At 69.5% G+C, this 22,051-nt stretch carries 14 protein-coding genes and 1 pseudogene; 12 read left to right on the plus strand and 3 right to left on the minus strand.

The window, feature by feature from the left end; all coding sequences use genetic code 11:
• Window positions 1-195: 195 nt before the first annotated feature.
• The 5 genes from KGA65_RS13375 (at window position 196) to KGA65_RS13395 (ending at window position 7,035) form a co-directional block, all read left to right on the plus strand.
• Complete coding sequence (locus KGA65_RS13375; protein ID WP_225863628.1) at window positions 196-1,146, plus strand: TAXI family TRAP transporter solute-binding subunit; 951 nt, start codon at window positions 196-198, stop codon at window positions 1,144-1,146.
• Window positions 1,147-1,243: 97 nt separating this feature from the next.
• The gene (locus KGA65_RS13380) at window positions 1,244-3,373 is read left to right on the plus strand and encodes a TRAP transporter permease (RefSeq protein ID WP_225863629.1); all 2,130 of its coding nucleotides are present in this window, start codon (window positions 1,244-1,246) and stop codon (window positions 3,371-3,373) included.
• Window positions 3,374-3,383: 10 nt separating this feature from the next.
• On the plus strand, window positions 3,384-3,758 hold the full coding sequence (locus tag KGA65_RS13385; RefSeq protein WP_225863630.1) for a DUF1850 domain-containing protein: 375 nt from the start codon (window positions 3,384-3,386) through the stop codon (window positions 3,756-3,758).
• Complete coding sequence (locus KGA65_RS13390; RefSeq protein ID WP_225863631.1) at window positions 3,758-5,629, plus strand: sensor histidine kinase; 1,872 nt, start codon at window positions 3,758-3,760, stop codon at window positions 5,627-5,629. Before KGA65_RS13385 ends, KGA65_RS13390 begins: the two co-directional genes overlap by 1 nt.
• A gap of 38 nt (window positions 5,630-5,667) precedes the next feature.
• Window positions 5,668-7,035 carry a sigma-54-dependent transcriptional regulator gene (locus KGA65_RS13395; protein WP_225863632.1) on the plus strand — a complete coding sequence of 456 codons (1,368 nt, stop codon included), beginning with the start codon at window positions 5,668-5,670 and terminating at the stop codon, window positions 7,033-7,035.
• Here the strand turns inward: KGA65_RS13395 and ispF are convergent.
• Both ispF and ispD read right to left on the minus strand, forming a co-directional pair.
• Window positions 7,028-7,528, minus strand: coding sequence for a 2-C-methyl-D-erythritol 2,4-cyclodiphosphate synthase (ispF, locus tag KGA65_RS13400; RefSeq protein ID WP_225863633.1), 501 nt, complete (start codon window positions 7,526-7,528; stop codon window positions 7,028-7,030). The genes KGA65_RS13395 and ispF overlap by 8 nt on opposite strands.
• 371 nt (window positions 7,529-7,899) lie before the next feature.
• Window positions 7,900-8,631: pseudogene (ispD, locus tag KGA65_RS13405) on the minus strand (2-C-methyl-D-erythritol 4-phosphate cytidylyltransferase); the annotation flags it as partial.
• A 94-nt stretch (window positions 8,632-8,725) separates the two neighbouring features.
• Here ispD and mfd point away from each other — a divergent pair.
• The 3 genes from mfd to KGA65_RS13420 all read left to right on the plus strand — a co-directional run bounded on the left by mfd (window position 8,726) and on the right by KGA65_RS13420 (window position 13,684).
• A complete protein-coding gene (gene mfd, locus KGA65_RS13410) occupies window positions 8,726-12,190 on the plus strand; it encodes a transcription-repair coupling factor (protein ID WP_225863634.1) in 3,465 nt (1,154 codons plus the stop codon).
• Window positions 12,191-12,194: 4 nt separating this feature from the next.
• Window positions 12,195-12,905: a phosphoserine phosphatase SerB gene (gene serB, locus KGA65_RS13415; protein WP_225863635.1), complete on the plus strand. Its 711-nt coding sequence runs from the start codon at window positions 12,195-12,197 to the stop codon at window positions 12,903-12,905.
• 83 nt (window positions 12,906-12,988) lie between these two features.
• Window positions 12,989-13,684 (plus strand): PleD family two-component system response regulator, encoded by a 696-nt coding sequence (locus KGA65_RS13420; RefSeq protein WP_225863636.1) that lies wholly within the window; start codon window positions 12,989-12,991, stop codon window positions 13,682-13,684.
• 10 nt (window positions 13,685-13,694) lie between these two features.
• Here the strand turns inward: KGA65_RS13420 and hrpA are convergent, their stop codons facing one another.
• A complete protein-coding gene (gene hrpA, locus KGA65_RS13425) occupies window positions 13,695-17,717 on the minus strand; it encodes an ATP-dependent RNA helicase HrpA (RefSeq protein WP_375142640.1) in 4,023 nt (1,340 codons plus the stop codon).
• Window positions 17,718-17,728: 11 nt separating this feature from the next.
• Here hrpA and argA point away from each other — a divergent pair, with 11 nt between their 5' ends.
• The 4 genes from argA (at window position 17,729) to dnaG (ending at window position 22,000) form a co-directional block, all read left to right on the plus strand.
• Window positions 17,729-19,069, plus strand: coding sequence for an amino-acid N-acetyltransferase (gene argA, locus KGA65_RS13430; protein WP_225863638.1), 1,341 nt, complete (start codon window positions 17,729-17,731; stop codon window positions 19,067-19,069).
• A gap of 45 nt (window positions 19,070-19,114) precedes the next feature.
• Complete coding sequence (locus KGA65_RS13435) at window positions 19,115-19,387, plus strand: oxidative damage protection protein (RefSeq protein WP_225863639.1); 273 nt, start codon at window positions 19,115-19,117, stop codon at window positions 19,385-19,387.
• Window positions 19,388-19,581: 194 nt separating this feature from the next.
• Complete coding sequence (locus tag KGA65_RS13440; RefSeq protein ID WP_225863640.1) at window positions 19,582-19,887, plus strand: H-NS histone family protein; 306 nt, start codon at window positions 19,582-19,584, stop codon at window positions 19,885-19,887.
• A 211-nt stretch (window positions 19,888-20,098) separates the two neighbouring features.
• Window positions 20,099-22,000, plus strand: coding sequence for a DNA primase (dnaG, locus tag KGA65_RS13445; RefSeq protein ID WP_225863641.1), 1,902 nt, complete (start codon window positions 20,099-20,101; stop codon window positions 21,998-22,000).
• Window positions 22,001-22,051: the final 51 nt, after the last annotated feature.

Below are 22,051 nucleotides of genomic sequence, written 5' to 3' on the forward strand. Positions count from 1 at the left end.
CCCAGGCGGTTCACCGCCACCGGGTACACCCGTAGCGCGGCCTGCCCGAGGCTGACCAGACGGCCTTGGGACCCCGGATTCCAAGGGCTATCCCTGAGGTTTTCCCGGCCCGGACCATTGGCATGGAGCGTGCAAAGATGCTGGCGCAAAGTGGCCTGATCGCTCTGCCCACAGCACACAACAATGGAGACACGCATGCGAAAACTGCACGCCCTGATCACTGGCGCCCTCTGCGCCTTCTCGCTGGTCACCGCCTCGGCCCAGACCTCCTACATCAACGTCCTGACCGGCGGCACCAGCGGGGTGTACTACCCGATGGGCGTGGCGCTGTCCCAGCTCTACGGCAAGGCTCTGCCCAGCGCCAAGGTCACGGTGCAGGCCACCAAGGCCTCGGCCGAGAACCTGAACCTGCTGGAAGCCGGTCGCGGCGAGATCGGCTTCACGCTGGGTGATTCGCTGTCCGACGCCTGGCAGGGCAATGCCGAAGCCGGCTTCAAGGCGCCGCTCAAGAAGCTGCGCACGGTGGCAGGCATCTACTCCAATTACATCCAGATCGTCGCCAGCGCCGATTCCGGCATCCGCACCCTGGCCGACCTGAAGGGCAAGCGGGTCTCGGTCGGCGCGCCCAAGTCGGGCACCGAACTGAACGCCCGCGCGATCCTGCGCGCCGCCGGCCTGAGCTATCAGAGCCTGGGCAAGGTCGAGTACCTGCCCTTCGGCGAATCGGTGGAGCTGATGAAGAACCGCCAGCTCGATGCCACGCTGCAATCGGCCGGTCTGGGCGTGTCGGCGCTGCGCGACCTCTCCACCTCGATGAAGATCGTGGTCGTGCCCATTCCGGCTGACATCGTGGCCAAGGTGGGTGACGCGGCCTACCAGCCCTCGACGATCCCGGCCCACACCTACGAGGGCCAGAGTGCCGATGTGCCCACCGCCGCGATCCAGAACTTCCTGGTGACCCATGCCGGCGTGTCCAACGACACCGTCTACCAGATGACCAAGGCGATGTTCACCAACCTGCCGGCCCTTGCGGCCGCGCACTCCGCCGCCAAGGGCATCACGCTGCAGAACGCCACCAAGACCTCGCCCATCCCGCTGCACCCGGGGGCCATCCAGTACTACAAGGAAGTGGGCCTGCTGAAGTAAGCCAGCAAGCCACTTCCTTCTTCGCTGCCCATGTGACCCCCGCGCTCCGGCCGCCTGGCCGGAGCGTCCCTCCGCCCTGCGTGCAGGAGCCTTCCCCATGTCCGTCCCCTCTGCCATCGGCGCGTCGCCTGCCGCCGACGATCTGCTGCATTCCCTCGACCATCCCGCCGATGACCATGGCCACACCCGCCGCCTGGCCGGCTGGGGCGCCTGGCTGATCGCGTTGTCGGCCCTGGCCTTCTCCAGCTTCCAGCTGGTGGTGGCCGCCTTCTCCCCGTTGTCGAGCCTGCCCACGCGCTCGATCCACGTCGGCTTCCTGATGCTGCTGGCCTTCTTGCTCTACCCGGGCCGGGCCAAGAGCGCCCGTGACCGGCTGCCCTGGTGGGACCTGGCGCTGGCCGTGGGCTGCTTCGTGCTGGGCCTCTACCACTGGAAGTTCGAGGCCGACCTGGTGATGCGCTCAGGCGACCCCAGCACCGCCGACATGGTGGTGGGCACCGCCTGCGTGGTGCTGCTGTTCGAAGCCTGCCGCCGTGTGCTGGGCCTGGCCCTGCCCATCGTCTGCGCCCTGTTCCTGGCCTACGGCATTTTTGGTGAATACCTGCCCGGCGAGCTGGGCCACCGCCCCTTCGGCATGGACCAGATCATCTCGCAGCTGCACCTGGGCACCGAAGGCATCTACGGCACGCCCACCCTGGTGTCGGCCACCTACATCTTCCTGTTCATCCTGTTCGGTGCCTTCCTGGAGCACGCCGGCATGATCCGGCTGTTCAACGAGATGGCGCTGGGCTTCGTGGGCCATGCCAAGGGCGGCCCGGCCAAGGTGGCCGTGGTGTCCTCGGGCTTCATGGGCACCATCTCCGGCTCGGGCGTGGCCAATGTGCTGACGGTCGGCCAGTTCACCATCCCGTTGATGAAGCGCTTCGGCTACGCGCCGCACTTTGCCGGCGCGGTGGAGGCCACCGCCTCGATGGGCGGCCAGATCATGCCACCGGTGATGGGCGCCGTCGCCTTCATCATGGCCGAGACGCTCAACGTGCCCTACGCCGAGATCTGCAAGGCTGCGGTGGTGCCGGCCCTGCTCTATTACGTGACCACCTTCTGGATGGTGCACCTGGAGGCCGGCCGGGCCAAGCTGCTGGGCCTGCCCAAGGACCAGTGCCCCAGCCCCTGGAAGGCCATCCGTGAACGCTGGTACCTGCTGCTGCCGCTGGCCGCGCTGGTGGCCATGCTGTTCCATGGCTTCACGCCGATGTTCGCCGGCCTCACCGGTCTGGCCCTGACCGGCGTGCTGATCCTGGGCACCACGGTGGCAGCGCAGTTCGGCCAGCGCGCCATGCGGGTGGTGTTCTGGATCGGCCTGGGCATCGTGGCCTCGTTCTTCGTCCAGTTCGGCATCTGGGTCATCATCGGCCTGCTGGCCGCGCTGGTGCTGGCCAACGTGGTGGGCCAGGGGGGCCGCAGCACGCTGGCCGCGCTGCGCGACAGCCTGATCGACGGCGCCAAGCAGGCCGTGCCAGTGGGCCTGGCCTGCGCCATCGTCGGCGTGATCATCGGCACGCTGACCCTGACCGGCGCGGCCACCAGCTTCGCTGGCTTCATCCTGCAGGTGGGCGAGAAGAGCCTGTTCCTGTCGCTGGTGCTGACGATGATCGTCTGCCTGATCCTGGGCATGGGCATCCCGACGATCCCGAACTACATCATCACCAGCTCGATCGCCGCGCCGGCTCTGCTCAAGCTGGGCGTGCCGCTGATCGTCTCGCACATGTTCGTCTTCTACTTCGGCATCATGGCCGACCTGACGCCGCCGGTGGCCCTGGCCGCCTTCGCCGCCGCGTCGATCGCCCGCGACTCGCCGATGAAGATCGGGCTGAAGGCCACCCAGATCGCCGCGGCCGGCTTCGTCGTGCCCTACATGGCCGTCTATGACCCGGCGCTGATGCTGCAGCCCGGCGCCGATGGCGTGCTGCACTGGGGCGCCGCGGTCTACATGCTGTTCAAGTGCCTGGTGGCCATCGGCCTGTGGGGCGCCGCCGCCATTGGCTACCTGGCCCGCCCCCTGCACCCGCTGGAGCGGGTCTGGAGCGCTGCCGGGGCCCTGCTGCTGGTGGCGGCCGTGCCCTTCACCGACGAGCTGGGCTTTGCCGTGGGGGCCTTGATGCTGGCCTGGAACTGGCGCCAGCTGCGCCGCCAACCCGCCGTGCCGCCGGTGGCCCCCAGCCTCTGAGGCCGACGCCATGCCGCTGGCCCTTTGCCTGGCCCGGGCTGGCGCCACCACGGTGGTGGCGGCCAGCCAGTTCAGCCTGAGCTGGACCCACTCGATCGAGAAGATCCGCTGGGAGGAGCTGTGGCGCATCACCCCGGCCGGCCTGGTGGTCGAGGAGGCCCGCATCCAAGGCCACGGCGCCGGCATGGAACCGCCCGAGGGCGCCGTGCTGCGCGACGGCGTGTGGCACTACCACCCGCAGGTGCCGCCCCAGCCCGAGGTGGTGCTGGCGGCCTCGGACTTCACCGCCGACCACACGCTGTGTGCCGAAGGCCGTTGCCAGCCGCTGCACCAGTGGATCGCCGGCGACGGGCCGGTGCATCTGTCGCGCTGCGAGGCCCCGTGATGCGCCGGGCCGCGGGCTGGACGGCGGTGGGCCTGGTGACGCTGGGCCTGGCGATCGTGCTGGGCACCTTTGCCGCCGCCTACCACCACGGCTGGCAGCAGCTGCACGACCAGGCCCAGCGGCGCCTGGCCTTCCTGGCCAGCGACCTCACCACCACGCTGGAGAAGTACGAAAACCTGCCGATCGCGCTGGCCAGCCACTCGGAGCTGCCAGACCTGCTGCTGCATCCGGACGATGCGGCGCGGCGCGACACCGTGAACCGTCGCCTGGAGCGCCTGGCCCAGGCCACCCATGTGTTCGCGATCTACCTGATCGCCGCGGACGGCCAGACGCTGGCGGCCAGCAACTGGCGCACCCCCACCAGCTTTGTCGGCCAGAACTACGCCTTCCGGCCCTACTTCCGCGATGCGCTGGCCGGCGGCACCGGCCGCTTCTATGCCATCGGCGCCACCACCAAGGAGCCTGGCTACTTCCTGGCCCAGCCGGTGCGCGACGAGGACGGCCGCCCCTTCGGCGTGCTGGCGGTGAAGATCTCCTTCGACGACCTGGAGGCCAACTGGCAGCGCAGCGGCGAGCTGCTGATGCTGGCCGATGCGCGCGGGGTGGTGTTCCTGTCCAGCCGGCCGGAATGGCGCTTCCACACCCTGCGCCCGCTGGACGCCGGCACGCAGGCCCTGCTGCAGGCGACCCAGCAGTACGGCGTCCAGGCCCTGGCGCCGCTGCCACTGGACCGCCCCGACGAGGCCTTCGAAGGCCGCGCCACCCGCCTGGCCACCCAGGCGGAGAGCGGCCGCGCGCCGCACTGGCTGCGGGTGGCCGCCCAGCGGCGCACGCTGGGCCCGATGGACTGGACGCTGCTGTCCTTTGCCGAGACCGACGGCCTGCTGCAGGACGCCCGGGCCCAGGCCCTGGCCGCCGGTCTGGCCTATGCGGTGGTGGTGGTGGGCCTGCTCTACGCCCGGCTGCGCCGCCGGCGCGACGAAGAGCTGCGCCTGGTCCGGCGCGACCTGGAGCGCGCCAACGCCGAGCTGGACGCCCGCATCGACGAGCGCACCGCCCACCTGCGCGAGGCCAACGAGGAGCTGGCCCACAAGATCGTGCAGCTCGACCGCACCCAGAGCACGCTGCGCGCGGCACAGGACGAGCTGGTGCAAGCGGGCAAGCTGGCGGTGCTGGGGCAGATGGCCGCCAGCATCACCCATGAGATCAACCAGCCGCTGGCGGCGCTGCGGGCCCTGAACGACAACGCCGGCATGCTGCTGGCGCGCGGCGACCTGGCGGCGGTGCAGGCCAACATCGGCCGCATCGGCGGGCTGACGCTGCGCATTGCCGAGATCGTCGGCCGACTCAAGGGCTTCGCCCGCAAGGACGAGCTGCAACCCATGCCCGTGGCCGTGGCACCGGCCGTCGAAGCCGCCTGCGCCCTGGTGGCCGCCGACGCCCAGCGGGCCGGCATGACCCTGGACGTCGCCCCCATCGCGCCCGAGCTGGCCATGCTCGGCCAGACCGTGCGCATCGAACAGGTGCTGGTGAACCTGCTGCGCAACGCACTGGACGCCAACCGCGACCATGGTGGCCACCACGTGTGGATCAGCGCCCGGCACGAGGGCGACCGGGTCCGGCTCGCGGTGGCCGACGAGGGCCCGGGCCTGAGCCCGGCCGCCCGCCAGCGCCTGTTCGAGCCCTTCTTCACCACCAAGTCCGCGGGCCAGGGCCTGGGCCTGGGCCTGGCCATCTCGGCCTCCATCGCCAATGCGCTGGGCGGCAGCATCGACTTCCAGGACCGCCCGGGCGGTGGCACCGTGGCGACCCTGACGCTGCCGGCCGCCGTGCTGGCCGCCCCCGTGCAGGCCCTGTCCACCATCGGCTGAGACTGAGCGATGATGCCGGCCTCCGCCCTGCCCACCCCATGAGCCACTTCCTGCGCACCGTTGTCCTGATCGAAGACGATCCCGGCGTCCAGCTGGCCGCCGCCCAGGCCCTGGAGATCGGCGGCTTCGAGGTACAGACCTGCGACAGCGCCGAACAGGCCCAGGCCCTGCTGAAACCCGACTTCGCTGGCGTGGTGGTGTGCGACGTGCGCCTGCCCGGCAAGGACGGCCTGACCCTGCTGCGCGAGCTGCACCGCGCCGACCCCGACCTGCCGGTCACGCTGGTGACCGGCCACGGCGACGTGGCGATGGCGGTGGAGGCCATGCGCGAAGGCGCCTGGGACTTCATCGAGAAGCCCTTTGCCTCCGAGCGCCTGATCGACGTGACCCGGCGCGCCGCCCTGCAGCGCCAGCTGGTGCTGGAGAACCGGCGCCTGAAGGCCGCACTGTCCGGCGCGTTGTTGGGCACCGGGCGGCTGATCGGCACCTCGCCGGCGATGGAGCGCATCCGCACCCTGGTGGCCAACCTCGGCCCCACTGGGGTGGACGTGCTGATCGAGGGCGAGACCGGCGCCGGCAAGGAGGTGGTGGCCCAGGCCCTGCACGAGGCCAGCGGTGCCAGCGGCCCCTTTGTGGCGATCAACTGTGGCGCCCTGCCGGAGACGGTGTTCGAGTCCGAGATCTTCGGCGCCGAGCCGGGGGCCTACACCGGCGCCACCAAGCGCCGCGTCGGCAAGCTGGAGCATGCACGCGACGGCACGGTCTTCCTCGACGAGATCGAATCGATGCCGCTGGCCCTGCAGGTCAAGCTGCTGCGGGTGCTGCAGGAACGCTGTTTCGAGCGCCTGGGCGGCAACGCACTGCTGCCGCTGCAGGCCCGGGTGATCGCCGCCACCAAGGTGGATCTGAAGACGCTGTCCGACCGGGGCGGCTTCCGGGCCGACCTGTACTACCGTCTCAACGTGGCCACGCTGCCGCTGCCGCCGCTGCGCGAGCGGCGCGAGGACATCCCCCTGCTGCTGACCCATTTCGCCGAGCTGGCCGGGCTGCGCTTCCGACGCCCGGTGCCGCGCTGGGGCGCGGCGCAGATGGCCGCCTGGCAGGCCCGCGATTGGCCCGGCAATGTGCGCGAGCTGCGCCACCTGGCCGACCGCTGGGTGCTGGGGCTGGAGACCGCCGCGGAGGAACCCGCCACACCCGACCGGGCCAGCCCCGAGGCCCCGGCCGCGCGGGCCGGGCTGGAAGCCCAGCTGGAGGCCTTCGAGCGCGGGCTGATCGAGGCTGCGCTGCGTGAATCGGCGGGCAGCGTGAGTGCGGCGGCCAGCGCACTGGACCTGCCGCGCAAGACCCTGTCCGACCGCATCCGCCGGCTGGGCCTGGACGCCGAAAGCTACCGCCTCAACTGAGCGCGGCCAGCAGGCAGACGGCGCGGGTCTCGATCGCCCGCCCCTCGCCCACCGGGCCCATCTTCTCCGCCGTCTTGGCCTTGACGTTGACCCGCTCGGGCTCGATGCCCAGGGCCTCGGCGATGCGCGCCACCATGGCCGGCACATGCGGCGCCATCTTGGGCGCCTGAGCGACGATGGTGCAGTCGACGTTGACCACCTGCCAGCCAGCCGCGCGCACCCGGCGCATGGCCTCGCTCAGCAACCGGTGCGAATCAGCGCCTTTGAACTCGGCGGCGGTGTCTGGAAAGTGGCGGCCGATGTCACCCAGGCCGGCCCCGCCCAGCACCGCGTCGGTGATGGCGTGCAGCAGCGCATCGGCGTCCGAATGGCCCAGCAGGCCATGGCTGTGCGGGATGGTGATGCCCCCCAGCACCAGCGGCCGGCCCACCACCAGAGCATGGGTGTCCCAGCCCTCCCCGACCCGCAGCGCGGGCAAGCTCGTCGTGCTCATTCGGCCACCTCCATGCGCTGGGCGATGCGCCAGAGCACCCCGCTGGGGTCGGTCAGTGTCATGTCCAGCAGGCCCCAGGGCTGCTGCCGCGGCGCCTCGGCGCGCACGCCGTGTTCAGCGAACTGGTCCAGCACGCCTTCGCGCTCCAGCCGGGTCCAGAAGGCTGGCAGATCGTCCAAGGTCAGGTGCATCCTGGCGTTGGCCGCCTGGGCCGGCTCGAAGGCGTCCTGCAGCAGAAAGGCCGTCTGCCCGAGACGGTAGCCGGCCAGGCCGCCCTGCGCAAACTCACGGGTGAAGCCCAGCGCCTCGTAGAAGCGCTGCGACAGCGCGAAGTCGCGGGCCGGCACATAGGCCCGCAGCTCGGCGCCGCGCTGGGCAGTGCTGAGCAGGCGCTCGGCCAGCGCGAAATCGCCCGGCCAGGTCACCTTGAAGTTCTCGTAGTCGCCGCGCACCAGCTTCGGGCTGTGGCCCAGGGCTTCGATGGCGCTGGCCTCGTCCGTCACCTGCTCGCCGGCAAAGGCCAGCGCCGGCGCCAGCAGGCCCAGGCGGAACATCTGCGGCGTCTGCGCGGCCCACTTGCCGTTGCGTGCCACCGTGGCGGCCACGCGGCCGCTGTGGCCGTCCATGCCCTCAGCCTTGAGCGTGTCGGCCACGGGCAGCGCCAGCAGGCCCCCCACCTCGTCGTCCTGGCAGGCGTCGATCAGCCGGTCCACCCAGGCCGGGCGCAGCAGGCAGCGGGCGGCGTCGTGCACCAGCACCCAGTCCTGCGGCTGGGCGCCGCGGGCACGCAGCTCGTTCAGGCCATTGGCGACGGTCTCGGCGCGGGTCGCGCCGCCCACCTTGGCCAGCCAGAGGCGGCCGTCGGCGGCGTCCACCAGGCCCGGCAGGTCTTCCTCGAACTGGGTGTCGTCCTCGGCCAGCACCACCAGGATGCCGGCCAGGCGCTCCACGCGAGCGAGTGCGGCCAGGGTGTGGGCCACCAGCGGCTGGCCCGCCACCGGCTCGTATTGCTTGGGTTGGAAGCTGCCCGCGCGGCTGCCAGTGCCCGCACAGGGCACGATCGCGAAGCAGCGGGGCTCGGCCCCGACGGTGTAGGTGGTCATCGCCCGGATTCTAGAATTGCAGGGTCCAACGCCCCCGAGCCGTGCTCCGGGGCGTGTTGTCGTTTTCAGCGTGCCCGCGCGCACGCCCTGCCCCATGCAACTGCCCCACATCGCTCCCGGCAAACGTTTCACCCTGCCCCGCCCCACCGGTTCGGGCGACGCCCTGCTGCTGGCCCGCTTCGCCCAGGCCCGCGTGGCCGAGGAGCGGGTGCTGGGCATCGTCACCGCCGAGCCAGGCGACGCCCAGCGGCTGGCCGAGGAGCTGGCCTTTTTCGCCCCGGGGCTGCGGGTGGCCGTGTTCCCGGACTGGGAGACGCTGCCCTATGACACCTTCAGCCCGCACCAGGACCTGATCTCCGAGCGCCTGGCCACGCTCTGGCGCATCCACTGCGGCACGGTGGACGTGGTGCTGCTGCCGGCCACCACGGCCCTGACCCGACTGGCCCCGCCCTCCTTTCTGGCCGGCACCACCTTCCAGTTCAAGCAGAAGACCAAACTGGACGAGGCGGCGCTCAAGGGCCAGCTCACGCTGGCGGGCTACAGCCATGTCAGCCAGGTGGTGTCGCCCGGCGAGTACGCCGTGCGCGGCGGCCTGATCGACCTCTACCCCATGGGCTCGCACGTGCCTTACCGGGTGGATCTGTTCGACAACGAGATCGACTCGATCCGCACCTTCGACCCCGACAGCCAGCGCAGCCTCTACCCGGTGCCCGAGGTGCAGCTGCTGCCCGGGCGCGAGTTCCCGATGGACGAGACGGCCCGGCAGCGCTTCCGCGAGCGCTGGCGCGAGAAGCTCGAAGGCGACCCGACCAAGAGCCGCATCTACAAGGACATCGCCCAGGGCATTGCCACCGCCGGTATCGAGTACTACCTGCCGCTGTTCTTCGACGAGACGGCGACGATCTTCGACTACCTGGGCGCGCAGGCCAGCCTGGTGCTGCACGGCGAGGTGGACGAGGCGCTGCAGCGTTTCTGGACCGACACCCGCGAGCGCCACCGCTTCCTGCAGCACGACCCAGAGCGGCCCATCCTGCCGCCCGAGGCGCTTTTCATGAAGGTGGAGGAGTTTTTCGCCGCCACCAATGCCCACGCGACGCTGGCCGTGCGCGGCAGCGAGGCCGTGGACTGGGCCCGCCCGCTGCCGGACCTGAGCGTCAACCGCGGCGCCACCGAGCCGCTGGCCGCGCTGGAGAAGCACCTGGACAGCACACCCCACCGGGTGCTGCTGATGGGCGAGAGCGAAGGCCGGCGCGAAAGCCTGCTGGAGTTGCTGCGCGACCACAGGATCCAGGTGCCCACGGTCGAGACCCTGGCCGACTTCCTGGCCGGCGACGAGAAGGTGGCGATCACCGCCGCCCCGCTGACCACCGGCTTCTTCTGGCACGAGCCCGAGGCCCAGGTCGCGGTGCAGTTCGTGACCGAGAGCGAGCTCTTCACCGGCGCCACCGGCACCCGCCGCCGGCGCAAGCAGGAGCAGACCAGCAACGTCGACGCGCTGATCAAGGACCTCTCCGAGCTGAAGCTGGGGGATCCGGTGGTGCACTCGGCGCACGGCATCGGCCGCTACCGCGGGCTGATCAAGATCGACACCGGGCTGGAGGGCCCCAGCGAGTTCCTGCACCTGGAATACGCCGACGACGCCACGCTCTATGTGCCGGTCAGCCAGCTGCACCTGATCAGCCGCTACACCGGCGTCAGCCCCGAAGAGGCCCCGCTGCACAAGCTGGGCAGCAACCAATGGGACAAGGCCCGCCGCAAGGCTGCCGAGCAGGTGCGCGACACTGCGGCCGAGCTGCTCCACATCTACGCCATGCGCGCCGCGCGCGAGGGCATGGCGCACCGCTTCTCGCCGCACGACTACGAGGCCTTCGCCGCCAGCTTCGGCTTCGAGGAGACGCCCGACCAGCAGGCCGCGATCCACGCGGTGATCCAGGACATGATCAGCCCGCGGCCGATGGACCGGCTGGTCTGCGGCGACGTGGGCTTCGGCAAGACCGAGGTGGCCTTGCGCGCGGCCTTCGTCGCGGTGCACGCGGGCAAGCAGGTGGCCTTCCTGGCACCCACCACGCTGCTGGCCGAGCAGCACTACCAAACCATCGTCGACCGCTTCGGCAAGTGGCCGGTCAAGGTGGCCGAGCTCTCGCGCTTTCGCAGCGCCAAGGAGGTCAAGGTCGCGTTGGACGGCATGGCCGACGGCAGCATCGACATCGTCGTGGGCACGCACAAGCTGCTGTCCAAGGACGTGCAGTTCAAGCGCCTGGGCCTCTTGATCATCGACGAGGAACACCGTTTCGGCGTGCGCCACAAGGAGGCCATGAAGGCCTTGCGCGCCGAGGTGGACGTGCTGACGCTGACCGCCACCCCCATCCCCCGCACCCTGGGCATGGCGCTGGAAGGCCTGCGCGACCTGTCGGTCATCGCCACCGCGCCGCAGCGCCGCCTGGCCATCAAGACCTTCGTGCGCAACGAGGGCAAGAGCGTGATCCGCGAGGCGGTGCTGCGCGAGTTGAAGCGCGGCGGCCAGGTCTACTTCCTGCACAACGAGGTGGAGACCATCGAGAACCGCCGCCAGGCGCTGCAGGAACTGATCCCCGAGGCCCGCATCGGCGTGGCCCACGGCCAGATGCCCGAGCGCGAGCTGGAACGGGTGATGCGCGAGTTCACCACCCAGCGCTTCAACGTGCTGCTGTGCTCGACCATCATCGAGACCGGCATCGACGTGCCCAGCGCCAACACCATCATCATCGCCCGGGCCGACAAGTTCGGCCTGGCCCAGCTGCACCAGCTGCGCGGGCGTGTGGGCCGCAGCCACCACCAGGCCTACGCCTACCTGCTGGTGCCCGATGTGGAGGGCCTGACCAAGCAGGCCAGCCAGCGCCTGACCGCCATCCAGGAGATGGAGGAACTGGGCTCGGGCTTCTACCTGGCCATGCACGACCTGGAGATCCGCGGCGCCGGCGAGGTGCTGGGCGACAACCAGAGCGGCAACATGATGGAGGTGGGCTTCCAGCTCTACAACGAGATGCTCAACGAAGCGGTGCGCGCGCTGAAGAACGGCGAAGAGCCCGACCTGCTGAGCCCGCACAGCGCCGTGTTCGGCGCCGCCACCGAGATCAACCTGCACACCCCGGCCCTGCTGCCGGACGCCTACTGCGGCGACGTGCACACCCGGCTGAACTTCTACAAGCGCCTGGCCACGGCCGACAAGGCCGAACAGCTGGACCGCCTGCTGGAAGAGGTCACCGACCGCTTCGGCAAGCTGCCCCCCCAAGGCCAGGCCTTGTTCGACACCCACCGTCTGCGCATCCAGGCCAAGCCCTATGGCGTGGTGAAGATCGACGCCAACCCCAAGCTGATGAACGTGACCTTCCGGCCCAACCCGCCGGTGGACGCGCTGCGCATCATCGAGCTGGTGCAGAAGAACCGCGCGGTCAAGCTGGTGGGCAACGAGAAGCTGCGCATCGACCGCGAGATCGCCGACCCGCGCGAGCGCGCCAGCTACCTGCGCGACCTGCTGCGCTCGCTGGGCCAGCCGGTGGCGGCGACTCGGGGACAATAAGCCCATGAGCCGCACCGAACACACGCCCGGCCTGAGGGTCCAGGGCATCACCCCGCCGCTGCGCTGGGCGGACTACCGTCTGGCCGCCTTCGACATGGACTCCACGCTGATCAACCTCGAATGCGTGGACGAGATCGCCTCGGCCGTGGGCAAGAAGGCCGAGGTGGCCGCCATCACCGAGGCGGCGATGCGCGGCGAGATCGCCGACTACAAGGAAAGCCTGCGCCAGCGGGTGGCCCTGCTCAAGGGCGTGCCGGTGTCGGCCATGCAGGCCATCTACGACGAGCGGCTGCAGCTCAACCCGGGCGTGGCCACCTTCGTGGCGGCCTGCCAGGCGGCCGGCCTGAAGACGCTGCTGGTTTCAGGTGGCTTCACCTTCTTCACCGACCGGGTGAAGGACCGGCTGAAGCTGGACTTCTCGCGCTCCAACGTGCTGGACGTTCAGGACGGCCTGCTGACCGGCCGCATGGTCGACCAGCCCTGGGGCGACATCGTGGATGGCGAAGAGAAACGCCGCGCGCTGCTGCAGACCTGTGAACAGCTGGGCATCGCCCCCGCCCAGGCCATCGCCGTGGGGGACGGCGCCAATGACCTGCCGATGATGGGCGTGGCCGGCCTGTCGGTGGCCTTCCACGCCAAGCCCGCGGTGCGGGCCCAGGCCAAGGTGTCGATCGAACAGGGCGGCATGGACCGCCTGCTTGAACTGCTGCGCTGAGGCCGACAGCGCGCGGTCTCGCGCGGCTTTCCTCCGGTATTTCCCGGCTTAACCCCGGGGCGCCAGCGGCCGATATCGCTGGCATGAGCCACATCCTGATCGTCGACCCCGTCGCCGCCCGCAGCCGGGTGGTGCTGGAACTGCTGGCCACCGTGGGCTGGAAGCCCGAGGCCGTGCGCACTCCCTGGGAAGCCCTGGAGGTGCTGCGACGGACGCCGGTGCGGCTGATGCTGGTCAGCGGTGGCGTGCATGGCAGCGCCGGGCTGGCCCTGGGCTACCTGATGCGCACCTGCACGGCCTGGCAGCACATTCCCATGCTGCAGCTGGGCGGTGACGACACCGAGACGGAATGGCGCGAAGCCCGCCGGGCCGGCCTGAACCTGTGCATCGGCTACGAAGCCGGCTTCGAGGATCTGCTGCTGCAGGTGGCCCTGGCCACGGGCAACGGCGAGGTCACCCGGGCCGTGATCGAGAGCTGCCCGCCGGCGGCCTTCGACGATGCGCTGACCCAGGCCTGGCAGGCGCAGATCGACCTGCTGCACCACCCGCACCTGATGCCCGGCAGCCTGCATGCAGCCCGCGAGATGCTGGAGCGGCTGCTGAGCGTGCGCCACGACGAAGCGGCCATCGAAGCCGCCCTGACCCTGACCCGGGTTCCCAAGGGAGGCCCGGCCCTACGCCGCTGGGCCGACCAGCACCTGCCCTGCCCGCCCAAGGTGATGGACCCGGACTTCGAGCGGCTCATGAGCCGCTGCCTGGGCCCGGTGGCGGTGGTCTGAGCCGCCAGGCTCAGCTGGCCAGTTGAGCCCAGGTCTTTTCCAGCCGTTTGACCGAGACGGGTTGCGGCGTGCGCAGCTCCTGCGCGAACAGGCTCACCCGCAGCTCTTCGAGCTGCCAGCGGAAGTCGTCCAGCCGGCTGTCGGCCTGGCCCTTCAAGTCCGCCAGACGGCGCTGATGACGCTGCTCCAGCGGACGCAGCTCCGACAGCCGCTGGGCGTCGCGCGCCGGATCGGCCCGCAGCTTGTCCAGCCGCATCACGATGCCCTTGAGGTAGCGCGGGAAGTGCTGCAGCTGGGCGTAGGGCGTGAGCGCGACAAAGCGCTTGGGCATCAGCCGCTGCAGCTGGGCCGTCACGTCCTCGGCGACCTCCTTCGGGGGGCGGGCGTCCTTGAGCTTGCGCGTGGCCGCGGCGTATTCGGTCAGGATGGTGCCGGCCAGGCGCGCCACCTCCTGGGCGATCAGGTTCAGGCGGCTGCGCCCTTCCTCGATGCGCCGCTCGAAGGCGGTCTTGTCCTGCGGCAGCGGATCGGCCAGGAAGGCCTTGTCGAGCGCCACGTCAATGATCTGCGCCTTCAGCTCCTCGGCCGTGCCCAACGGCATGTAGGCCACCGCCATTCGGGTCAGGTCCGGGATGTTCTTCTCGAGGTATTTGAGCGGCTCGCGGATCTGCAGCGCCACCAGCCGGCGCAGGCCGGCACGGTGCCTGGCTGCCGCCACCTCGGGCTCGTCGAAGACTTCGATCTCCACATGGTCGCCGTGATCGATCAGCGCCGGAAAGCCGATCAAGGTCTGCCCACCCTTGCGGATCTCCATCAGCTCGGGCAGCTCGCCAAAGGTCCAGGCCGTGAGCCGCTGCGCGGCCGGCTCGGCCGGCGCCGGTGGGCGGGCCTTCACGGCCGCGACCACGCCCCGTCCACCCGATGGCGTGGTCACCACCTGGGGCTGAGGGGCCGGTGCAGGCGCCGCCTGCAGCTTGAGGGCGGCCAGGGCCTGGAAGGCCGAGCGCGCCTGCCCGCCCAGCTCGGCCTTGAGCGTGGCCAGCTGCCGGCCCAGGCCCAGCTGGCGGCCATGCTCGTCCACCACCCGGAAGTTCATGAACAGGTGGGGCGCCAGCTGCTCCAGCTTGAAGTCGTTGCGCTGGATGGCCAGCTGGGTGCGTTCGCGCACGGCCTTGAGCAGCACGTCCACCAGGTGCCCCTGCGCAAACGGCACGCTGGCACAGAACTCGGCGACGAACTCGGGCAGCGGCACCAGGCGTGAGCGCGGACGCTGGTGCAGGCTCTTGACCAGCGCCAGCACCTTGGCCTCCAGCATGCCGGGCACCAGCCATTCGCAGCGCTCTTCGCTGACCTGGTTCAGGGCGTAGATCGGCACGGTGACGGTGACGCCGTCCTTCGCATCGCCGGGCTGGTGCAGGTAGTTGACCGCGCAGTCCACCCCGCCCAGGCGCAGCGTGCGCGGGAAGGCGCTGGTGGTCACCCCGGCCGCCTCGTGGCGCATCAGCTCCTCGCGGCTGAGGAACAGCAGCTGGGGATGGGCCTTGCTGGCCTCGCGGTACCAGCGCTCGAAGGTCGCCCCGCTGACCACCTCCGCGCCCACATGCTGGTCGTAGAAGGCGACGATCAGCTCCTCGTCCACCAGCACATCCTGCCGGCGCGACTTGTGCTCCAGCTCCTCGACCTGGGCGATCATCTTGCGGTTGTGCGCGATGAAGGGCAGCCGGCTGTCCCACTCGCCATTCACCAAGGCTTCGCGGATGAAGATCTCGCGCGCGGTCTTGGCATCCACCCGGCCGAAGTTCACCTTGCGCTGGTGGTAGATGACGATGCCGTAGAGCGTGGCGCGCTCCAGCGCCACGACTTCGGCCGCCTTCTTCTCCCAGTGCGGTTCCAGCAACTGCTTCTTGAGCAGGTGGCCGGCGATGCGCTCGATCCATTGCGGCTCGATCGCGGCCAGGCCGCGGCCAAAGAGGCGGGTGGTGTCCACCAGCTCGGCGGCCACCAGCCAGCGGCCCGGCTTCTTGGACAGGTGCGCGCCGGGGTGGCGCCAGAACTTGATGCCGCGCGCGCCCAGGTACCAGTCCTCGTCGTCGGACTTGCAGCCCACATTGCCCAGCAGGCCGGCCAGCATGGCCAGGTGGATCTGCTCGTAGGTGGCCGGGCTCTGGTTCAGGCGCCAGCCGTGTTCGGCCACCACGGTGTGCAGCTGGCTGTGGATGTCGCGCCATTCGCGCACCCGGCGCGGGTTGACGAAGCTCTCGCGCAGCCGCGCTTCCTGCTGCCGGTTGCTGAGCTTGTGCGCCGACGGGCCCTCGCCGGTTCCCCGCCCTTCCTCGATCCACTGCCAGAGCTTGAGGTAGCCGACGAATTCCGACTTCTCGTCGTCGAACTTCCTGTGCTTCTCGTCGGCCGCCTGCTGCTGCTCCAGTGGCCGGTCGCGCACGTCCTGGCCCGACAGGGCCGAGGCGATGATCAGCACCTCGGAGAGGCTCTGACGGTCGCGCGCCTCCAGGATCATGCGGCCCACCCGCGGGTCCAGCGGCAGGCGCGACAGTTCCTGGCCGATGGCGGTGAGCTCATTGGCCTCGTCCACCGCGCCCAGCTCGCCCAGCAGCGCATAGCCATCGGCGATCGCCTTGCGCGGCGGCTCTTCCAGGAAGGGGAAGTCCTCCACCGAACCCAGGCGCAGCGACTTCATGCGCAGGATCACCCCGGCCAGCGAAGAGCGCAGGATCTCCGGGTCGGTGAAGCTCGGCCGGCCCAGGAAGTCCTTCTCGTCGTAGAGCCGGATGCAGATGCCATTGGCCACCCGGCCGCAACGGCCCGCACGCTGGTTGGCCGCAGCCTGGCTGATGGCCTCGACCTGCAGCTGCTCGACCTTGTTGCGGTAGCTGTAGCGCTTGACGCGCGCCAGGCCGCTGTCGACCACGTAGCGGATGCCCGGCACCGTCAACGAGGTCTCGGCCACGTTGGTCGAGAGCACGATGCGCCGGCCGTTGCCGGGGGTGAAGACCCGGTCCTGCTCGGCCTGCGACAGGCGCGCGAACAGCGGCAGGATGTCCGGCTGCGGCCCGTGGCGCAACCGCTGCGCCAGGTGCTTGTGCAGGTGGTCGGCGGCCTCGCGGATCTCGCGCTCGCCCGGCAGGAAGACCAGGATGTCGCCCGGCCCCTCGCGCCACAGTTCATCCACGGCGTCGGCGATCGCGTCGTTGAGGTCGAACTCCTTGCTCTCCTCGAAGCTGCGGTAGCGTTGCTCCACCGGGAAGGTGCGGCCGCTGACCATGATCACCGGCGCCGGCCCGTGGATCGAGGCGAAATGCCGGGCGAAACGCTCGGCGTCGATCGTGGCCGAGGTGACGATGATCTTCAGGTCCGGCCGACGCGGCAGGAGCTGCCGCAGGTAGCCCAGCAGGAAGTCGATGTTCAGGCTGCGCTCATGGGCCTCGTCGATGATGATCGTGTCGTAGGCCTTGAGCAGCGGATCGGTCTGGGTCTCGGCCAGCAGGATGCCGTCGGTCATCAGCTTGACGCTGGCGCCGGGCTGCAGCCGGTCGTTGAAACGGACCTTGTAGCCCACCACCTCGCCCAGCGGCGAGTTCAACTCCTCGGCAATGCGCTTGGCCACCGAGCTGGCGGCAATCCGCCGCGGCTGGGTGTGGCCGATCAGCCCGCTGCCGCCGGCCCCCAGCCCCCGCCCCAGCGCCAGTGCGATCTTGGGCAGTTGAGTGGTCTTGCCGGAGCCCGTCTCGCCGCAGACGATGACCACCTGGTGGGCTTGCAGGGCCTGTGCGATCTCCTCGCGCCGGCTGGAAACGGGCAGCGATTCGGGAAAGCTGATGGGTGGCACGGGCGTGGCCGGCCGGGGCGCCCGGGGGCCGTTGGCAGCGCGCGGCGGACGGGCACGCCGCGCGGCAGGTGCAGAGGACGCAGCGGGCGCGGGACGGGAGGAGGAGGCAGAGTCAGTCACAGGGGCGGGATTATCGGTGCAGGGGCCGGGCCCTGCCGCGCTGCGGCCGGCGGCCGTGCGGCACAATTCCGCCCACCATGGACCTTGTCTTCCCCTACACCTTCGTCCCCTGGTTTCGCTCGGTTGCGCCGCACATCCACGCGTACCGAGGCAAGACCTTCGTGATCGGCATCACCGGCGAGCTGATTGCCGCGGGACGGCTCAACGCCTTCGTGCAGGACATCTCGATCCTGCACGCGATGGGCGTGCACCTGGTGCTGGTGCATGGTTTCCGCCCGCAGGTGAATGAGCAATTGCATGCCAAAGGCCACGAGTCGGTCTTTTCCCACGGCATGCGGGTGACCGATCCCGTGGCGCTGGATTGCGCCCAGGAGGCGGCCGGACAGCTGCGCTTTGAGATCGAAGCGGCGTTTTCCCAGGGTTTGCCCAACACGCCGATGGCCAATTCCACGATCCGGGTCATCTCGGGCAATTTCCTCACCGCCCGGCCGGTGGGCATCGTGGACGGCGTGGATTTCATGCACAGCGGCGTGGTGCGCAAGGTGGACGCCGCCGCCATCCGCCGCTGCATGGACATCGGCGCACTGGTGATGCTGTCCCCTTTCGGCTTTTCGCCCACCGGCGAGGCCTTCAATTTGTCGATGGAAGACGTGGCCACCCAGGTGGCGATTGCACTGCAGGCCGACAAGCTGCTGTTCATGACCGAGATTCCCGGCATCCGCGAAAACCAGGCCGATCCCGACAGCCCGGTCGACACAGAAATCGCGCTGCAGGATGCCGAACGCCTGCTGGCCTCGCTGCCGCGCCCGATGCACCCGACCGACCCAGGCTTCTACCTGCAGTATTGCGTGCGGGCCTGCCGTGCCGGGGTGGAGCGCTCGCATATCCTGCCCTTCGCCATGGATGGCGCCCTGCTGATGGAGGTTTTCACCCACGATGGCATCGGCACGATGGTGGTGGATGAAAAGCTGGAAAGCCTGCGCGAAGCCACCTCGGATGACGTGGGGGGCATTCTGAAACTGATCGAGCCGTATGAAATGGACGGCACGCTGGTCAAGCGCAGTCGCACCGAGATTGAGCGCGATATCGCCAACTACACCGTGATCGAACACGATGGCGTGATCTTCGGTTGCGCGGCGCTCTACCCCTACCCAGAGGCCAAGACCGGCGAAATGGCCGCGGTGACAGTGTCCCCGCAGGTGCAAGGGCAAGGCGATGGTGACAAGATTGTCAAACGCATTGAGCAACGGGCCCGGGCCATGGGCCTGGACAGCCTCTTCGTGCTGACCACCCGCACCATGCACTGGTTCATCAAGCGCGGCTTCGTGCAGGTCAACCCCGATTGGCTGCCCGAGGCCCGAAAACGCAAATACAACTGGGACCGCCGCTCGCAGGTCCTGGTCAAAAAACTCGGCTGAAGCCGGCCCCCCATTTCCCCACCGCACTCCGGAGACGCACCGCACATGGCACGCACCGTTCACTGCACTTACCTGAAGAAGGACGCCGAAGGGCTGGACTTCCCCCCCTATCCCGGGGAGCTGGGTAAGCGCATCTACGACAACATCAGCAAAGAGGCTTTCGACCTCTGGAAACGTCACCAGACGATGCTGGTCAACGAGAACCGGCTGAATCTGGCCGATGCCCGGGCACGCCAATATCTGGCCCGCCAAATGGAGCAATTCCTGTTTTCTGGCGCGGCCGACCAGCCCACCGGCTACGTCCCGCCCTCGGCCTGACCAGCGGGCCCGCGGCGCAATTGCCGCGGCGTCCCATTCCTGGCTTGGCGGTTTTCCGGGGTCCGGCTACCGCAAAGCCAGGAAAAGGCGCCCCGCCGTTGCAAGAGATAACCTTTGCCGATTGAATTTCCTGGAAAAGCTCGGCTATCATCCGATCGCCCTCCCCGGGCTCCATCAAGATTGGAGATAAACCGATGACGAACATCCAGGAACTGCTGGCCCAGAAGGCCGCCCTCGAAAAGCAGATTGCAGAAGCCCAGCGCGCCGCCCGCGCCGACGCGATTGCCAAAGTCAAGTCGCTGATGACCGAATATGGCCTCACCGCCGCCGATCTGAGCGGCCGTGCGCCCGCCGCCCCGAAGGCAGAAGGCACCCGCAAGGTGGCTGCCAAATACCGCGACCCGGCCACCAACCAAACCTGGACCGGCCGTGGCCTGAAGCCGAAGTGGCTGCAAGCCGCGCTGGCCGAGGGCAAGTCGCTGGGCGATTTCGCCATCTGAATTTCGTCCATCGCGATATCCGGGCGCTCGACACCGACCCGCCCATAAACGGTCCAGCACAGGGGGACGCCTTCAGGCGGTGCAAGCCGATTCGGGTCGCTGTCGCGCCATGTCCATCCAGTTGATTTCGACACCTTCCAAGGGGCAGCCAAGGCTGCCCCTTTTTTCTTCGCGCCCCAGGCGGCCTCGGCGCCTGCACTAGACTCCCCCCGTGATTCCCCACGGCTTCATCCAAGATCTTCTTTCGCGCGTCGACATCGTGGATGTCGTCGGGCGCCATGTCGAGCTCAAGAAGGCCGGCATCAACCACAAGGGCCTGTGCCCCTTCCACGGCGAAAAGACGCCCAGCTTCATCGTCAGCCCGACCCGGCAGACCTACCACTGCTTTGGCTGCGGCGCGCATGGCGATGCCATCCGTTTCCTGACCGAGCTGCACGGCATGAGCTTCGTGGAAGCCGTGCAGGACCTGGCCCAGCAGGTGGGCATGCAGGTCCCCGAGGACGAGCGCAGCGTCGAGGAGCAGGTTGCAGCCGCCGAACAGCGCCAGCGCCAGCGCACGCTCAGCGAGGTGCTGGAGCGGGCTGCCCAGCATTACCGGCATCAGCTCAAAGGCTCGCAGCGCGCCATCGCCTACCTGAAAGGCCGGGGGCTGAGCGGTGAGATCGCCCAGCGCTTCGGCCTGGGCTATGCCCCGGACGGCTGGCACAGCCTGGCCAGTGCCTTCGCGCGCTATGACGACCCGCTGCTGGTCGAGGCGGGACTGGTGATCCTGCACGGCGAGGAAGGTGCAGAACAGCGCCGCTACGACCGCTTCCGGGACCGCATCATGTTCCCGATCCGCAATGTCAAGGGCGAGACCATCGCCTTTGGCGGCCGGGTGCTGGACAAGGGCGAGCCCAAGTACCTGAACTCCCCGGAGACCCCGGTCTTCGTGAAGGGACGTGAGCTTTACGGCCTGTACGAGGCACGCGGCGGCTTGCGTGAGAAGGGCTACGCGCTGGTGACCGAGGGCTACATGGACGTCGTCGCCCTGGCCCAGCTGGGTTTCCCGAATGCGGTGGCCACGCTGGGCACCGCCTGCACCGCCGACCACGTGCACAAGCTGCTGCGCTTCACCGAGCAGGTGGTGTTCAGCTTCGACGGCGACGCCGCCGGGCGGCGCGCGGCCGGGCGGGCGCTGGAGGCCGCGCTGCCCCATGCAAGTGACACCCGCAGCTTCCGCTTTCTGTTCCTGCCACCCGAGCATGACCCGGACAGCTATGTGCGCGCCTTTGGCCCCCAGGCCTTCGAGGCGCAGGTGCGGGACGCCGTGCCGCTGTCGCGCCAACTGCTCGACCACGTGGCCACCGACTGCGATCTGGCAACCGCCGAAGGCCGGGCCCGGATGCTGGCCCAGGCCAAACCTCTGTGGCAAGCCCTGCCCGACGGTGCCCTGAAGCTGCAGCTGCAGGGCGAACTGGCCCGGTTGGGCAGCCTGCCCACCGAGGAACTGGCCCGACTCTGGCACGACGGCGCGCCACGCGCCCGGCCGGCGCCGACCGAATCCGCGGACGGCACGCCGCCCGACGCCATCGCACCGCGCAGTGCCGGCCGGCCCTGGCCGCGTCGCCCCTTCCCCGGGCGGGACCGCGGTGCACGCCAGAGCGGCGGTTTCGGTTCGCGTCGCCTGCCCCCCAAGCGGCCGGAGGACCGGGTGATGCAGATGCTGTTCGGCCAACCCGGCTGGTGGCTGGACCTGCCCCCCATGGAGCAGGAGTTCCTGCATGCGCTGCCGCCCCCCCACGGCCCCCTGGCCGCCTGGCTGGAACGGGACCTGGCCGAACACGGCCCGCGCCCCTGGGCCGTGCTGAAGGAGGTGCTGGCCCAAGACCCCGGCCTGGATGACGAGGCCCGCGGCATCGCCGACGGCGATGCCGATCCCGGCGCCACGCCCGAAGACCTGCGCCGCGCCCTGGATGTGCTGATGGAGCGGGAACTGGGGCGCGAAATGCAGGCCCTGCTGGCCGAAGCAGCCCATCAGCCAGACCTGCTGGCCCGCTACCGGGAGCTGGACCGTCAGTGGCGCGAAGTGAAATTGCGCCTGGCCCAGGCCTCGACCACCAGCGCCGGCTGAGCCGAAGACCCTGCCGAGAACCAGGCTGCTGCGCAGCCTTTCAAGGCCAAA

Origin of the sequence: Ideonella benzenivorans (assembly GCF_020387415.1) — a bacterium.
Lineage (GTDB): Bacteria > Pseudomonadota > Gammaproteobacteria > Burkholderiales > Burkholderiaceae_C > Ideonella > Ideonella benzenivorans.

Excerpts from the sequence above, each read along its gene's own strand:
- KGA65_RS13375 (WP_225863628.1), top strand. The coding sequence starts at position 196 with ATGCGAAAACTGCACGCCCTGATCACTGGCGCCCTCTGCGCCTTCTCG.
- KGA65_RS13380 (WP_225863629.1), top strand. The coding sequence starts at position 1,244 with ATGTCCGTCCCCTCTGCCATCGGCGCGTCGCCTGCCGCCGACGATCTG.
- KGA65_RS13385 (WP_225863630.1), top strand. The coding sequence starts at position 3,384 with ATGCCGCTGGCCCTTTGCCTGGCCCGGGCTGGCGCCACCACGGTGGTG.
- KGA65_RS13390 (WP_225863631.1), top strand. The coding sequence starts at position 3,758 with ATGCGCCGGGCCGCGGGCTGGACGGCGGTGGGCCTGGTGACGCTGGGC.
- KGA65_RS13395 (WP_225863632.1), top strand. The coding sequence starts at position 5,668 with ATGAGCCACTTCCTGCGCACCGTTGTCCTGATCGAAGACGATCCCGGC.
- ispF (WP_225863633.1), bottom strand. The coding sequence starts at position 7,528 with ATGAGCACGACGAGCTTGCCCGCGCTGCGGGTCGGGGAGGGCTGGGAC.
- mfd (WP_225863634.1), top strand. The coding sequence starts at position 8,726 with ATGCAACTGCCCCACATCGCTCCCGGCAAACGTTTCACCCTGCCCCGC.
- serB (WP_225863635.1), top strand. The coding sequence starts at position 12,195 with ATGAGCCGCACCGAACACACGCCCGGCCTGAGGGTCCAGGGCATCACC.
- KGA65_RS13420 (WP_225863636.1), top strand. The coding sequence starts at position 12,989 with ATGAGCCACATCCTGATCGTCGACCCCGTCGCCGCCCGCAGCCGGGTG.
- argA (WP_225863638.1), top strand. The coding sequence starts at position 17,729 with ATGGACCTTGTCTTCCCCTACACCTTCGTCCCCTGGTTTCGCTCGGTT.
- KGA65_RS13435 (WP_225863639.1), top strand. The coding sequence starts at position 19,115 with ATGGCACGCACCGTTCACTGCACTTACCTGAAGAAGGACGCCGAAGGG.
- KGA65_RS13440 (WP_225863640.1), top strand. The coding sequence starts at position 19,582 with ATGACGAACATCCAGGAACTGCTGGCCCAGAAGGCCGCCCTCGAAAAG.